At 71.8% G+C, this 14065-nt stretch carries 17 protein-coding genes; 6 read left to right on the top strand and 11 right to left on the bottom strand.

Annotation, left to right across the window (positions count from 1 at the left end; translation table 11 throughout):
* Window positions 1–59 precede the first annotated feature (59 nt).
* Window positions 60–182 (top strand): hypothetical protein, encoded by a 123-nt coding sequence (locus V5E28_RS26850; RefSeq protein WP_336210346.1) that lies wholly within the window; start codon window positions 60–62, stop codon window positions 180–182.
* Window positions 173–976, top strand: coding sequence for a hypothetical protein (locus V5E28_RS26845; RefSeq protein WP_336210343.1), 804 nt, complete (start codon window positions 173–175; stop codon window positions 974–976). The genes V5E28_RS26850 and V5E28_RS26845 overlap by 10 nt, the downstream gene beginning before the upstream one ends.
* Here the strand turns inward: V5E28_RS26845 and V5E28_RS26840 are convergent.
* The 3 genes from V5E28_RS26840 to V5E28_RS26830 are packed head-to-tail and all read right to left on the bottom strand — an operon-like array spanning window position 922 to window position 3817.
* A complete protein-coding gene (locus V5E28_RS26840) occupies window positions 922–2112 on the bottom strand; it encodes a cytochrome P450 (protein WP_336210340.1) in 1191 nt (396 codons plus the stop codon). The genes V5E28_RS26845 and V5E28_RS26840 overlap by 55 nt on opposite strands.
* Complete coding sequence (locus V5E28_RS26835; protein WP_336210338.1) at window positions 2109–3065, bottom strand: phosphotriesterase family protein; 957 nt, start codon at window positions 3063–3065, stop codon at window positions 2109–2111. The genes V5E28_RS26840 and V5E28_RS26835 overlap by 4 nt, the downstream gene beginning before the upstream one ends.
* The gene (locus V5E28_RS26830; protein ID WP_336210335.1) at window positions 3050–3817 is read right to left on the bottom strand and encodes a phytanoyl-CoA dioxygenase family protein; all 768 of its coding nucleotides are present in this window, start codon (window positions 3815–3817) and stop codon (window positions 3050–3052) included. The genes V5E28_RS26835 and V5E28_RS26830 overlap by 16 nt, the downstream gene beginning before the upstream one ends.
* 151 nt (window positions 3818–3968) lie before the next feature.
* On the opposite strand from V5E28_RS26830, the gene V5E28_RS26825 reads away from it, so the two are divergent.
* Window positions 3969–4880, top strand: coding sequence for a TIGR03621 family F420-dependent LLM class oxidoreductase (locus tag V5E28_RS26825; protein WP_336210332.1), 912 nt, complete (start codon window positions 3969–3971; stop codon window positions 4878–4880).
* Here the strand turns inward: V5E28_RS26825 and V5E28_RS26820 are convergent.
* Window positions 4870–5838 (bottom strand): zinc-binding dehydrogenase, encoded by a 969-nt coding sequence (locus V5E28_RS26820; protein ID WP_336210330.1) that lies wholly within the window; start codon window positions 5836–5838, stop codon window positions 4870–4872. The two genes, V5E28_RS26825 and V5E28_RS26820, sit on opposite strands and share 11 nt — an antisense overlap.
* Before the next feature lie 57 nt (window positions 5839–5895).
* On the opposite strand from V5E28_RS26820, the gene V5E28_RS26815 reads away from it, so the two are divergent.
* Window positions 5896–6486 carry a histidine phosphatase family protein gene (locus V5E28_RS26815; RefSeq protein WP_336210328.1) on the top strand — a complete coding sequence of 197 codons (591 nt, stop codon included), beginning with the start codon at window positions 5896–5898 and terminating at the stop codon, window positions 6484–6486.
* Here the strand turns inward: V5E28_RS26815 and V5E28_RS26810 are convergent.
* From V5E28_RS26810 to V5E28_RS26785, 6 genes are all read right to left on the bottom strand, one after another.
* Window positions 6473–6739 (bottom strand): sigma factor, encoded by a 267-nt coding sequence (locus V5E28_RS26810; protein ID WP_336210326.1) that lies wholly within the window; start codon window positions 6737–6739, stop codon window positions 6473–6475. The genes V5E28_RS26815 and V5E28_RS26810 overlap by 14 nt on opposite strands.
* Window positions 6739–7620 carry a maleylpyruvate isomerase family mycothiol-dependent enzyme gene (locus tag V5E28_RS26805; RefSeq protein ID WP_336210323.1) on the bottom strand — a complete coding sequence of 294 codons (882 nt, stop codon included), beginning with the start codon at window positions 7618–7620 and terminating at the stop codon, window positions 6739–6741. Before V5E28_RS26805 ends, V5E28_RS26810 begins: the two co-directional genes overlap by 1 nt.
* A gap of 28 nt (window positions 7621–7648) precedes the next feature.
* Window positions 7649–8401, bottom strand: coding sequence for a hypothetical protein (locus V5E28_RS26800; protein ID WP_336210321.1), 753 nt, complete (start codon window positions 8399–8401; stop codon window positions 7649–7651).
* A gap of 46 nt (window positions 8402–8447) precedes the next feature.
* The gene (locus V5E28_RS26795; protein WP_336210319.1) at window positions 8448–8711 is read right to left on the bottom strand and encodes a hypothetical protein; all 264 of its coding nucleotides are present in this window, start codon (window positions 8709–8711) and stop codon (window positions 8448–8450) included.
* A gap of 87 nt (window positions 8712–8798) precedes the next feature.
* Window positions 8799–9035 carry a DUF397 domain-containing protein gene (locus V5E28_RS26790; protein WP_336210317.1) on the bottom strand — a complete coding sequence of 79 codons (237 nt, stop codon included), beginning with the start codon at window positions 9033–9035 and terminating at the stop codon, window positions 8799–8801.
* On the bottom strand, window positions 9036–9857 hold the full coding sequence (locus V5E28_RS26785) for a helix-turn-helix domain-containing protein (RefSeq protein ID WP_336210671.1): 822 nt from the start codon (window positions 9855–9857) through the stop codon (window positions 9036–9038).
* Window positions 9858–10079: 222 nt separating this feature from the next.
* On the opposite strand from V5E28_RS26785, the gene V5E28_RS26780 reads away from it, so the two are divergent.
* Both V5E28_RS26780 and V5E28_RS26775 read left to right on the top strand, forming a co-directional pair.
* Complete coding sequence (locus tag V5E28_RS26780) at window positions 10080–10583, top strand: ATP-binding protein (protein ID WP_336210315.1); 504 nt, start codon at window positions 10080–10082, stop codon at window positions 10581–10583.
* 77 nt (window positions 10584–10660) lie between these two features.
* Complete coding sequence (locus V5E28_RS26775; protein WP_336210312.1) at window positions 10661–13069, top strand: helicase-associated domain-containing protein; 2409 nt, start codon at window positions 10661–10663, stop codon at window positions 13067–13069.
* On the opposite strand, the gene V5E28_RS26770 is transcribed toward V5E28_RS26775, so the two are convergent.
* Window positions 13053–14060 carry an ABC transporter substrate-binding protein gene (locus V5E28_RS26770; protein ID WP_336210309.1) on the bottom strand — a complete coding sequence of 336 codons (1008 nt, stop codon included), beginning with the start codon at window positions 14058–14060 and terminating at the stop codon, window positions 13053–13055. The two genes, V5E28_RS26775 and V5E28_RS26770, sit on opposite strands and share 17 nt — an antisense overlap.
* Window positions 14061–14065: the final 5 nt, after the last annotated feature.

The raw sequence follows: 14065 nt of genomic DNA, 5'->3' as shown, positions 1-14065 counted from the left end.
TTGTACGACCCTACTGAAATGCCTTGCCCAAGCACGGCAGGGGTGTGCAGGATGCCGAGATGATCACCCCCAGCCTGCAGCGGCGCCGCCTCGTGCTGTTCCTCGCCGGCGGCGCGAGCCGGCAGGTCGGCATGTTCGCCGAGGCGCACCTGCTCCTGTTCGCCGTAACGCGGTGCTGCTGATCGTGGCGAGTCTCGGCTCCCTCGGCAGCGGTGTCCTGCTCGGCGGCTCTCCCGGCACGGTGGCGGCCTTCCTGGCCGTCGCGGCGCTGGCGTTCGCCGCGTCCGCCTGGCTGCTCGGAGCCGTCGGCGCGGCCGAGGAGCCCGCGCCGCCCAGGACCGGAGTGTGGGGCGAGGCGGTCGAGGGGGTGCGGTTCACGCTGGCCCATCCGGTGCTGCGGGCGATCGTGGTGTACCTGGTGGGGCTGACGGCGTTGAATGAGCTCATCGAGGATTTCGCCACCCGCCCGGACCGCCCGGAATTCGACGAAGGCACGCTGCTGGGGGCCGCGCTGTCCTGGATGATCTACCTGGCGACGCCGTTCGGAGCCCTCCTCGCCATGCTGCTGCACCGCCGGGCCGGGACGTTCCGGCTGGCCTGGGTGGCCATCCTGGTGAGCCAGCCGTTCGCGCTGCTGCTCGTGCTCGGCGGCACCGGCTGGGGCCCGATCTGGCACGTCCTCGGCCAGTTCGTGCCCTGGACCGGGGCGGCACTGGCCGCGGTGACCCTGCTCAGCCACCGCCAGGCGATCACGCCGAGCCGCCTGCTGGGCCGGTCCGGCGCGACGCTGATCGTCCTGCTGGGCCTGGCGAGCGTGGCCGGGTCGCTTCTGGAGGCGCTGGCGCGCTTCCTGACGGGCCCGCTGGAGCCCGCCGTCCGCCGCGCAGGAAGACGAGCCCGTGCCGGAGCCGCGCTGAGCCGTCACCACTCCACGGGCAGGGAGGCCAGTCCCCGGCCCACGATCGACCTGCGGTAGGCGACCGGCCCGGGAACGAGGCGCAGGCCCGGCAGGCGGTGGCCGAGCACCTCCAGGGCGGTGCGCAGCTGCAGGCGGCCGAGCGCGGCGCCCACGCAGAAGTGGATGCCGTAGCCGAAGACCAGGTGCGCGTCGGCGTTGTGCCGGTCGATCAGGAAGCGGTCGGGCTCGGGGAAGACGGTCTCGTCGTGGGCGGCGGAGTCGGTCGAGAGCAGCACCAGGGACCCGGCCGGAATCGTCGCCCCGTGCAGCGAGATGTCCGTCGTGGCGTAGCGGAACGACCCGAGTGACGCGCCGTCGATCCGCATGCACTCCTCGACGGCGTTGCGCAGCGCCTGCGGCGGCACCGGCCAGCGGCGCTCGCGCAGCAGCCGCAGGACGCTGTTGCCGAGCTGGTTGGGCACGGTGTCGTTGCCGCCGAGCAGGATGGTGGAGATCAGCTCCACCACCTCCCGGTGGCTCAGCTCGTCGCCGATCAGGGCGGTCATCAGCGAGGTGAAGTCGTCTCGGGGATCCTTGGCCCGGGAGGCGACCAGCCGATCCACGTAGTCCAGGTAGGTCAGGAAGCTGTCGGCCAGTTCGAGCTGCCGCGCGGGCGGCTGCGGTGACAGGAAGAGCTGGAACCAGTCCTTCACGTGCGCCTGCACGAAGTCCTCGTCCGCCTCCGGCACCCCGATGAACCGGGCGGTGAGCTTCACCGACGGCTCGTGCCCGAGGTCGGGCACGAAGTCGGCGCTCCCCCGCGGCTGGACCCGGTCGAGCAGGTCCTCGTTGAGCCGACGGAAACGCTGCTCCAGCGCCGCCACCGCACGCGGCGTGAACGCCTTCGACACCGACCGCCGCAGCCGGGTGTGGTCGGGCGGATCGACGTTCGCCACGAAACTCGACAGGAACGACCCGTGCTCCCCCAGCCGGTCGCGCGTCTCCTGGGTGAGGCTGCGCGAGATGGTCAGCGACCCCTTGGAGGAGAACCTCCGCGGCTCGCCGTACGCCGCCCGCACGTCGGCGTACCTGGTGAGCACGTACGCGCCGAGGTGCTCGCTGCGGAACACCGGCCGCTCGCGGCGCAGCCTGGCGAGGAAGTCGTACGGCGCGGCCACGTGCCAGTCGGAGCTGACGTCGAAGTCCTCGATCATCCGAAGATCCTCCGCGGGTTGTCGACGAGCATCTGATGGATCTGGTCCTCGGTGACGCCGCGCTTGCGAAGCTCGGGCAGCACGTCGCGCGGAATGTGCAGCAGGTGGTAGTTCGGGTGCCGCCGCCGCACCACGTCCTCGTCGAAGCGGTCGTTGAAGCAGTAGGAGTCGTGCCCGAGCACCAGCCGCCCGGCGTGCCCCCGCGCGCACAGGGCGGCCACGGTGGCCACCCGGTCCTCGAACGGACTGATCGTCTCGATGCCGAAGCGGTCCATGCCCAGGTACGAGCCGTTCGCGATGAGCTCCTCCAGGTAGGCCAGGTCCGTCGAGTCCCCCGCGTGCCCGATCACCACCCTGCCGAGGTCGACGCCGAGCGAGGAGAGCAGGCGCTGCTGCTCCAGCCCGCCGCGCGAGGCGCTGTGGGAGTGCGTGGTGATGGGCGCGCCGGTCTCCAGGTGCGCCTCGGCGACGGCGCGGAACACCCGCTCGCAGCCCGCCGTCATGCCGAGGTGGTCGGAGGCGCACTTGAGCATGGCCGCCTTCACCCCGGTCGCGCCGATGCCCTCGGCGATGTCCCGGACGAAGAACTCCGCGAGCCTGTCGGGCCCGCCGAACAGCGTGCCGGGGCCGCGGTTGCCGAAGTACGGCGGCAGCGCGTCGTAGGTGTAGAGCCCGGTGGCGGCCACGATGTTCACCCCGGTCAGCTCGGCGACCCGCTGGACGGCCGGGACGTAACGGCCGAGGCCCACCACGGTCAGGTCCATGATCGTGTCGACGCCCTCGGCCCGCAGCGCCTCCAGCTTGCCCGCCGCCTGCCTGGCCCGCGACTCGACGTCCCAGCCCTCCGGGATGTCCGGCCAGTTCCAGAGGATCTCGGGGCTGAGGCCGAAGACGTGCTCGTGCATGAGCGTGGCCCCCAGCTCGCCGACCGGCCCCTTCACGGTTTCAGGCACGGGAACCTCGGATGCTCGAACGGCTCGTTCACGACCAGGCCCAGCCCGTCGGTCTGCTGGTAGGGGGCGCCGGTGTAGAGGGCGTCGGCGTCGAAGTAGGTCACGGTGAACGACAGCCGGGTGGTGTCGCGGCGGTTGGCGGGGGCCCCGTGCACGGTGAGCGCGTGGTGGGCGGTGGCGTCGCCCGCCTGGAGGTCGAGCGGCGGTGACAGCTCCAGTTCCTTGAGCCAGGGATGGCGGCTGAGCTGGTCGTCGCCGGGCCGGGTGAAGCTCCGGCCGAGCAGCCCGTGGCGGTGCGAGCCGTCGTAGAAGCGCAGCGACCCCATGTCGGCGGGCACGTCGGCCAGGGCCAGCCAGACGGTCAGCATGGCGGATCGGTCCATCGGCATCCACGGGAAGTCCTGGTGGAACTCCGTGGCCCCGTGCTCGCCCGGCTCCTTGACCAGCAGGTTCGTCACCTGGACGCGCACCGCCCGGACGCCGTGCAGCATGTGGACGGCATTGCGGCCCATGGTGGGGCTCAGGGCGAGCGCGCCGAACAGCTCGTCGCTCTCGGCGATGTCCCGCGCCTGCCCGAACGCCTCGTCGACGAGTGTCCTGCGGCCCTTGTCCCGGCCCTGGAGCCGCCCGGCGGCCCGCTCGCGCAACCTCTCCACCGCCGCCGGATCGACCAGCCGGGGCAGCCGCACCCAGCCGTGCTCGCCGAAGAAGCTCACCTCGTCGCCGGTCACGCGGCGCACCGGGATGTCCATGCCGCCAGTCTCGCACCGGAGCAAGCGCTTGGTAAGTCCCGGCCGTGAAAGAGATCCCGGAGATCAGCCCGGCTCCTCGCCGGGGCCGTCGGCGGGCCGTCCGTCACGACGTAGGATCCTGCCAAGTGCTTGCTTGGCTGAGGAGGTCCGGGTGCGGCGGTTCAGGTTCGGGGCCGTGATGCGGCAGGCCACGTCGGGCAGGGCGTGGGCGGAGAAGGCCAGGCGCGTCGAGGGGGCCGGGTTCGACGTGCTGCTGGTGCCCGATCATCTCGTCGGGGACCGGTTCGCGCCGGTGGCGGCGCTGACCGCGGCCGCCTGCGCGACCAGCCGGCTACGGGTGGGGGCCATGGTGCTCGCCAACGACTTCCGGCACCCGGCCGTCCTGGCCAAGGAGCTGGCCACCCTGGACGTGATCTCCGAAGGGCGGCTGGAGGTGGGGCTGGGCACCGGATGGATGGCCGGCGACTACGCGGGGGCCGGGCTGGAGCTGGCGACGCCGGGAGTCCGGGTGGCGCGCCTGGAGGAGGCCGTCACCGTGCTGAAGGGCCTGTGGGGCGAGGAGGATTTCACCTTCGAGGGCGACCACTACGCGGTGCGAGGGCTGGAGATGCGGCCGAAACCCGTCCAGCGGCCGCATCCCCCGCTGCTGCTCGGCGCGGGCGGGCCGCGGATGGTGCGGCTGGCCGCCCGGGAGGCCGATTCGGTGAACCTGGCGATGCGGGTCCGGGCCGACGGCAAGGGACCCGACCCGCGCGACGGCGGCGCGGCGGCGTTCCTGGCCAAGCTCCAGGCGGTACGGGAGGCCGCCGGGGCCCGGTATGACCGCCTGGAGCTGGGGACGAGCGTCATCGAGGTGGGTGAGCGCAAGGCCGGCCAGGCGTGGAGCGCCGCCGACAGGCCGCGGCTGGAGGGGACACCGCAAATGCTGCTCGGGACGCGTCGCGACCTCGTCGACCAGGTGCGCCACTGGCGGGACGAGCACGATGTCTCGTACTTCGTGGTGCATCAGGAAGAGGACATCGACGCCTTCGTGCCCGTCATCGAGGAGCTCGCTACGGCGTGAGCACCACCTTGCCCATCGTGTCCCTGTTCTCCAGGGCGGCGTGGGCGGCGGCCGCCTCGCGCAGCGGGAAGGACTGCACGGCAGGCGTCAGGCGGCCGGCCGCCACCTCCTCCAGGGCCCTGCCCCCCAGGTCCGCGGTGCCTCCGGGGCGGCCCAGCAGGTAGCCGATGCCGTTGTGGGCGGTGATCCCGCGAGCCGCCGCGTCCTCCTCGTCCGGCTGGAAGCTCTCCCCCGACGCCTGCCCGAACGCGACCTGCCGGCCGCCCTTGCCGATCAGCTCGAACGCCTCGCGCCCGAGCCGGCCGCCGACCCCGTCGAAGACCACGCTCACCTCGCCGACCGCCTCCCGGACCCGGTCGGTCCAGCCTGGCTCGGTGTAGTCGACGGCAAAGTCCGCGCCCTGCCCGGCGACGCGCGACACCTTGGCGGGCCCGCCCGCGGCGCCCACCACGGTGGCCCCGGCCCGGAGGGCGTGCTGCACGAGCAGCGTGCCGATGCCGCCCGCCGCGGCCATGGCCAGCACCACGTCGGCGGAGGTCACCGGCACGAGCTCCAGGAGGCCCAGGGTGGTGGCGCCGGTGGTGTTCATGGCGACGGCCGCGCCGTACTCCAGATCGTCGGGAAGGAGCGTGAGGTCCTCCGCCGAGGCCACCGCCAGGGACGCGTAGCCGCCCGACGTCACGCCGGAGGTCACCACCCGCCTGCCCAGCAGGGCGGGGTCGACGTCGGCGCCGGCGGACTCGACCACCCCCGCCACCTCGTTGCCGAAGATCACCGGCAGGTCGGGCGCCGGGTGCGGGCCCACCGGAATGCCCCTGCGCAGGAGCGTCTCGATGAAGTGCAGTCCAGCGGCGCGCACGGCGACGCGGACCTGGCCGGGACCCGGCACCGGGTCGGGAAGGGTCTCGAACCGGAGGTTCTCGGGCGGACCGTAAGAGTGAAGCCTGATGGCGTGCATGACCCCAGGCTGCTACCTCAAGCTGAGTTGAGGTCAAGCGTGCCGGATGATGGAGCCATGGATGAGATGGTGTTGCTGAGGCATGGCGAGACCGAGTGGAGCAAGTCGGGCAGGCACACCGGTCTCACCGACGTGCCGCTGACGGGCCACGGCGAGGAGCAGGCGCGCGCGCTCGCGCCGCTGGTCAAGGAGCGTCCGTTCGACCTGGCGCTGGTCTCTCCCGCCCAGCGCGCGCGCCGCACGGCGGAGCTGGCCGGGCTGAGCGGTCACGAGGTGGATCCGGATCTGTGGGAGTGGGACTACGGCGGCTACGAGGGTGTCACCACGCCCGAGATCAGGCAGACCCGGCCGGGCTGGTATCTGTGGCGTGACGGCGTGCCCCCCGGCGACGCCGATCATCCCGGCGAGAGCGCCGAGCAGGTGGGAGCGCGCGCCGACCGGGTGATCGCCCGGGCCAGGCAGGCGTCGGGGCGGGTGGCGCTGGTGGCGCACGGCCACTTCCTCCGGGTGCTGACCGCTCGCTGGCTCGGCCTGCCGCCGCAGGACGGCCGCTACTTCAAGCTCGACACGGGCACCTACTCGCGACTGGCGTTCGAGCACGGCGAGCCGGTGATCGCGACCTGGAACGCACCGGTCAACCGACTTTGACCCGCACCGCCGACTCGTGCAGGGCCCTGCTCACCAGCCAGCCGCGCAGCGAGCCGAGCCGGGGATCGTAGGACAGCGGCTCCTCCCATAAGGCCACGAAGACGTCCTGCGTGACCTCCTCGGCGAACACCTCGTTCCGGGTCACCTGGACCGCCACTCCGTAGACGAAGGCGCTGTGCTCGTCGTAGGCGGCGGCCAGGGCGTCGAGGTCGCCGGCGACCAGGCGCGCGGACAGCTCCGCGTCGCCGCCCATCAGTCGCAGCCCAGCGTGGCGGCGGCGCGGACCACCTCGCGGGCGAGGGCGGGATCCCCTTCGGCCGCGTACGGGAAGCAGCCGGGCTTCCAGCGGTTGGCCAGGAGCCTGCAGAAGTCGACCATGTCCGCCGCCAGCAGCACCGCCACCCGGTCCGAAGCGGATGAAAGCGGGACCGTCCACGTGCCGCCGCCCGGGCCGGTCAGCACGAACGTGACCGACACGTCGCGGCGCGGCCCCCTGACCGCCCTGGGCAGCATGGCCAGCCCGAACTCGGCGATCATCCGCACGTGGTCGCCCGGCGGCGCCTCCGGCGGACGGCCGGTCTGCCGCCTGACGTCGTCGGCGTGCGTCCAGGTCTCGAACGTCCGCTGGATCAGCGCGTGGCGCAGCGAGCCGCGTGCCGGGGTGGCTCCGGCCAGCTCCACCTCGGCGCCGAGCAGCGCGCCGGTGCTGGCCGAGACCCGCTGCAGCAGCGATCCCGCCTGCTCGCGCCAGCGGCGGTAGGCGGGATCCGGCTCCGGGGCCCGCACGCCCAGGAACCAGGCCACCGGCGCGTCGTTGGCGGCCAGGTGCTCGATCATGCCGCGTACGGTGCCGTGCCTGGCCGTGGGCGAGTTCCACTGCCGCACGCTCAGCTCGGCGAGGAGCTCGTCCATCAGGGCGACCTGCTCGGCGTAGGGCACCGCCACCTCGGCCACGCCCACCTCGGCGGGCGCCCTGCGGCGCCTGGCCTTGGACAGCACCGACTCGCGCAACCGGGCGGGCGGCACGGCGGCCGGGTCCGGCTGGTCGAGGAGCGTGATGGCCGCACTGCAGTCCGGGCAGGAGCCGACGTGGTCGTCGGCGCTCTGCCCGTTGTAGAGGTACGAGTCAGTCATGGCTGCCTCCGCAGCCATGACGCTAGCCCTATGCGCGCTCCGGCGCCAGACGGCTGCCGGGGAACGGTGCCAGAAGGGTCTCGCGCCAGGGGCCGTCGAGGAAGTCGCGGGCGCGCCTGCCCCAGGCGAGCAGGCGGGGGTCGGCCGTCGCCTCGTCGTCCAGGCCGAGCGCGGCGTCGCGGGCGCGCTGGGTGGCCAGGTGGTCGTCGAGCGAGACGCCCCAGAGGGTGACGGCCTCGGTGTCGCTGAACAGCACCTCGTACAGGCCGGCGAGCTGGTGCCCGTGCTCGGCCAGCAGCGGCGCGCGTTCGGCGCGTACGGCCTCCAGGTAGTCGAGGGCGGCGCCGGGCCGTACCCGGGCGCTTTCGAAGAGGTAGAACTCGGCGTGCGGCGCCCGCGACAGCGGCGGGCTGCCGGCCACGGCCCCGAGCGGCCGGGAGAAGGCGGAGAAGCGCAGGTCGTCGATGTCCGACAGGAACAGGCGTTCGTCCACGCCGCGATAGATGTCCATCATCTGCCGCCAGCCGCCGTCCCAGCCGCCGTGGCACTCCCAGAGCGTGACGACCTTGAACTGCGGGTGGCCGGTGATGCCGACGGCGTAGAAGGCGCCGGCGAGGTCGATGTCGCGGGATCTGATGGACATGCCGGAGGTTAGGGTCGGCGCCGTCCGGGTCTCGTCCTCGCGTTTGTAGCGGGTCAGCCAGGTCAGGTACTCCAGTGGCCGCCGCGAGTTCATCGGCCTGAAGTCGACTTCCTCCAGCAGGTGGATTCCGCGCCGCACCACGCCTCCTCGACCAAGCGGTTGCTTGGCCAGGAGCGTAACACGATCAGGACATCGCTTCGACGGGCTGCGGCCCCCGGCCGGTCAGCCACTCCAGGACACGGCGGTGCCCGGAGGCGGCGTCCTCGAAGTGCCCCCAGTGCCAGTAACGCGGCTGGTCCCGGATGCCGGTCACCCAGGTGCGGTAGGAGACGGAGGCGGGGCCGCCCGGAGCTGCGGGCGCCACGCCGTATGTGCGGATCACGACCTTGCCGCCGGGTGCGAACAGCACGTCGTCGGCGATCGGATACAGGGTCATCTGGTCGAGCATGAGCCCATGCTGCCCGGGCGGATACGCCGGCTCGTTACGCCCCCGGCGCGCCCCCGTTAAGCAGGCGCGCCGGGGGTTAACACCGCGTTACACCAGCAGGCCGTCGAACTCTCCATCCTTCACCCCGAGCACCAGGGCCCGGATCTCGTCGCGGGTGTAGATCAGAGCAGGGCCGTCCGGGAACCGGGAGTTGCGCACCGCGACCCCACCGTCGGGAAGCTTCGCGAGCTCGACGCAGTTGCCCTGCGAGTTGCTGTAGCGGCTCTTGCGCCAGGCCACCTGCGTGAGGTGGGCCGCGGGCATGCCGTTATAGGTCTGGTTCATCTACATCTTTCTGAGAAGGCCGCCGATGAGCTCGACGGTGCCCCCTGGCGTGGTGCTCTCCACGCACAGCTGCTCCATTGCCGTGAGGTACGGGTCGATGTCCTCACGTTTGTCCAGGTAAAGGGCACCCCAGAGCTGTTCGACGTAGACAACGTCCGACAGGTCGGACTCGGGAAACCGCAAGATGCTGAACGCGCCACCTTCAGCGGCGTGCATGCCGTACTTGAAGGGCATCACCTGAACGGTGATGTTGGGAAGGGCGGCGACTTCCAGCAAATGCTGGAGCTGCTCGGCCATGACCGTCCGCCCGCCGATGGTCCGCTTGAGGGTCGCCTCATCGATGACGGCCCAAAGGCGCGGCCCGTCCTTCTGGGTGAAGCGCTCCTGACGCTGCATGCGCAGATGCACGCGACGCTCGATCTTCTCGGGAGACAGCTCGGGGTTGCCCAGTTGGAACACCGCCCGCGCGTACGCGGCCGTCTGCAGCAGGCCCGGCATGAACTGCACCTCGTAGGTGCGGATCACGCTCGCGGCCTCCTCCAGGCCCACGTAGGTGGCGAACCAGGGGGGCAACTCTGCCGAGTATTTGTGCCACCACCCAGGGGTGTTGGCCTCGCGGACCATCTCCAGCAGGGCACGGCGTTCGGCGTTGTCGACGACGCCGTACAGGGTGAGCAGGTCCTCGACATCACGTGTCTTGAATCCGACGCGGCCGAGCTCCATCCGGCTGATCTTGGACTCGGACGCCCGGATGTGGAATCCGGCCTCGTCGCGGGTGAGTCCGCGGTCCTCACGCAGGCGCCGCAGGCTCGCACCGAGCATGATGCGCCTTACGGTCGAACCAGAACCGGGCGGATCAATGGACACGTGGTGCTCCTTGGTCGTTTCCTTGCCACACAGTCTGTCACTTCACGGCCGAAAGATCATGGGCCGTAGACAAGATCCCCTTTCCCACTGATTGACCATTTGATGGCAACCGTAGCGGCTGCACGTGGCCTCTGCACGTGCATTCGCTCTTGCACCTGCACGCGAGTTTGCCGCAGAATGATCAACGTGCAATCCACCACGCTGCCCGGCCAGTGGACCACGTTCGACTGGTGGCCCCCGGTCGGCTGGTGGCCGGAGGCGGCGCGCGATCTGCTGGTGTCCGGCCCTTCCTCCAGCGCCACGTTCGTGCTCCCCTCGACGGCGTCCTCAGTCCATTCGGCCCGCAGCTTCACCTCGGGGGTGCTGAACGCCTGGGGGCTCACCGAGCTGGCCGACAACATGGAGCTGGTGGTCTCCGAGCTGGCCACCAACGCCCTGCGCCACGGCCTGCGCCTGGAGGAGCCCCGCTGCGAGCGCCCCGTCCACATGTCCCTGGTGCGTCGCGGACCCCTGGTGACCAGCGCGTTCACCGATCCCGGCGCCACGGTCCCCGTGCTGAGATACCCTGGCCCCCTTGACACCGGTGGCCTCGGTCTCCACATAGTCGATTCGTTAAGCCTTCGTTGGGGCTGGTCCGCGCTCTCGCCTCACGGGAAGATCGTCTGGGCAGTCCTCTGCTAGTCGGAGTGATCTGCATTACCGTGGATGGCCATGGCTCACGGTGAGTTCCACGCGCGACCCCATGAGAGTGCTGACCGATGGACGATCACCTGCTCGGCTGGCTACGAACCCTCGACGAAGACAGGCTCTGCCGCATCCTGGCGAACCGGCCCGACGCCATCGCCGCACCGTGGCCACGGCGGCTCGACACCCTGGCCCAGCGGCTGGGCAACGGCTTCGCCGCGATGGAGGCTCTGCGGAGCCTCCCCCTGCCCTGCCTGCAGCTCGCCGAAACCTGCCTGGTCACCCGCCAGGCGACGCCCGACCGGCTGGCGAGCTTCCTCGGCGCCTCCGTCGAGGAGCTGAGCCCCTGGCTCGACCACCTCTACGACCACGCGCTCGCCTGGCCGGGCGGTGACGGCGTGATCCACCTGGCCGAGGCCGTCTCACGGTGGTGGACCGCGCCACTCGGCCTGGGCGAGCCGCTCGACCACTACCTCAACTCCTGGACCATCAGCGGCGACACGCTGCGCGCCCTGGCCCGCAACCTCGGCCTGCCCCCGCACGCCAACAAGCGCCGCACCATCACCCGGGTGAGCGAGGCGCTCGGCGACCCGGCCCACCTGGAGACGCTGCTGGCGCACGCCCCCGGCGGCACCCGCGCGCTGCTCGGCGCCTTCGCCTGGGACGGCCCCGCACGCGACGTGGAGGGGACCAGGTTCGTCACCTCCGGCGCTCCGGAGCAGTGGTCGGCCGACCACGGCCTGCTCTACCGGCCGAGCTGGAACGTGGCGGAGATGCCCCGCGAGGTGGCGCTCTGCCTGCGCGGCCCCGGCTACCACCCGCCGTTCGCGCCGCAGCCGCCCGAGATCGCCACCATCCCGGTCGACCCCGAAGAGGTCGACCACCTCATGACCCTGGCCGCGCCGCACGTCGTCGAGCGGTGCGCGGCGCTGCTGGACAACACCTCCAAGACGCCGCTGCCGCTGCTCAAGACCGGCGGCGTGGGCGTGCGCGAGGTCCGCAGGGTGGCCAAGGAGACCGGCTGCGACGAGGACGAGACCCGCCTGCTGCTGGAGATCTGCGCGGTGTCCCGGCTGCTCGCCTGGGACGAGCCGGCCGGCGGCATGGTGCCCACCGAGCGGTTCGACCGCTGGCGGCTGGACGAGGGCTCGGCCCGGTTGCGGGTGCTGCTGTCGGCCTGGTGGCGGATGGAGCGCTCGTCGCTGCGCAGGGTCGACGGCAAGTACGGCACCGTGCTGGGCGACGACCAGACCGGCTCCGCCGTGGCGCGCGTCCGCCGCGCCGTGCTGTCGGTGCTGCTGCACCTGCCATCCGGCACCGCCTTCGCCGACCGGGCCGGCCTGGTGGCCAACGTGCACTGGCACGCGCCACTGCTCGACCACGACCTGCTCGCCGAGTGCGCCGCCGCGGTGATCGACGAGGCGCGGCTGCTCGGGTTGCTGGCCAACGACGCGCTCACCGACCTAGGCAGGGCGCTGGCGGGGCTGTCGGGCAGGGCGGGTGACGAGAGCGACGACTCGGTGCCGCTGGTGGAGCACGACCCGGTGCTGGTGGAGGCGTCGACGAGGGCGCTGGCCAGCGTCCGCAGGAGCGCCCTGTTCGGCCCCGACCTGACCGCGGTGGTGACCGGGCCGCCGTCGGCCGAGCTGGCCGCGCTGCTCGACCGGGTGGCCGAGCGCGAGTCGCGGGGAGCGGCCTCGGTGTGGCGGTTCACCACCGAGAGCGTGCGCCGTGCGCTGGATCGCGGCTACGACGCCGACGAACTGCTTGAGGAGCTGGCCGGGGTCGGCGTGATCCCCCAGCCGCTCGAATACCTGGTGCGTGACGTGGCCCGCCGGCACGGCGAGGTGACGGTGACCACGGTGGGCTGCGTCGTGCAGGCCTCCGACCCGTCGCTGCTCGCCGAGATCGCCGGGCACCGCAGGCTCGCCAGGCTGGGGATGCGGCTGCTCGCCCCCACGGTGCTGGTGGCCTCCTCAGGCGCCGAGCGCACGCTGGCCGCGCTGCGGGAGCACGGCTACTCACCCGTCCCGGTCGCCGACACCGGGGAGATCGCCATCCGCCGCACCCGCGCCGAGGAGCCGCCGAGCGGCAAGCTCATCCTGCTGCCAGGCGGCCAGGTGGCGGAGCTCCCGGAGCCCGCCGACCTGGAGGCGCCGCACGTCATCGCCGAGCCGACGCCCGACCCCCAGGAGCACGCCCGCCGCCTGATCGCCGACAGCCGGTCGGCGGGCGAGCAGGCGGGGCGCACGTGGGCGGTCATCGGCCGGATGGCGACCCGGCTGCCCACCGCCCAGCAGTCACTGCTCGGCTTCGTCGTCGACCGGGGCGTGCGGGCGGGCATCACGCTGACCGGCGGCCTGACCGCCACGATCAGCCACGGAGAGCTGCGCGGCGGCGCGCTCGACGCCTGGTGCGAGGAGGCGGGCGACTACCTGGAGTTCCCCCTCGCCGAGATCGTCGAGGTCAAGGGAGCTCATTAGCCTTGGCCAGGTTGGCCACCAGCTCTTCCAGGAAGGTCGCGTAGCCCTGATAGCTGAAGGGGGCCTCGGCGCGCCACGGGTAGAGCTGGCCGGCCTTGACCGCGGGGAGCCTGGCGAAGGTGGGCTTCTTCTTCATCTCCTCGGGCGTGAGCGCCTGGGTACGGGTGTCGTAGAGGATCACGTCCGCGTCGTACATGTCGGCGTTCTCCCAGCTCAGCGTCTGGAAGAAGCCGCCCTCGTCGACCTTGTCCGGCTTGACGATGTCCAGGCCGTTCTCGGTGAGGTGCATGATGTCGGCGTACTCGGGCGGGTTGACCACCCACATCGAGTCGGCGCCGCCGGACAGCATGAGGATCTTGAGGTCCTTGAACCGCGCCAGCTCCTTGGTGGCGGCCTCCATGCGCGCCTTGGCCTCGGGCACGCCCTGCATGTCGGCGCCGAGCGACTTGGCCAGCTCCTCGTACTTGCCGATCACCTGGCCGGCCGTGCGGCCGGTGAGCATGATGCCCGCGGTGGGGGCGACCTGCTCGATGGTGTCCTTGGACTTCTCCGGGACGTACCAGAGCGTGCCCTTCTCGTACATGCTGCTGACGAGCAGTTCGGGCTGCAGGGCGATGTACTGCTCGACGTTGAACTCGTCCCACACGTTGCCGAGGCCGGTGACCTTGGTGATGTCGACACTGCCGACCTGCGGGTCCTTGGCGCCGCCCTCGAGCTTGTGCGGGCCGAACACGCCGATCGGGCGGACGCCGAAGTCCCACAGCGCGGCCGCCGCGCCGACCTGGGCGACGATTTTGGTGGGGGCCTTGGGCAGCTCGATCTTCTTGTCGCGGTCGTCGGTGAACGACCACGCCTGCGCCGCCGGGGCCGACGAGGCCGCGGGGGCCGCCGTGGTTCCGCTGCCGCCGCCGCAGGCCGACAGGGTCAGGGCGGCCGCGAGGCCAGCTGTGGCCGCGAGGAAGCCTCCGCGCGCCAGTACCGGTCCCGACATGGGTA

The sequence above is a fragment of the Nonomuraea sp. LPB2021202275-12-8 genome, from assembly GCF_037044575.1.
GTDB lineage: Bacteria > Actinomycetota > Actinomycetes > Streptosporangiales > Streptosporangiaceae > Nonomuraea.
Note: the sequence above shows the minus strand (reverse complement) of the source record. Positions and strands in the feature narration are given on the sequence as shown.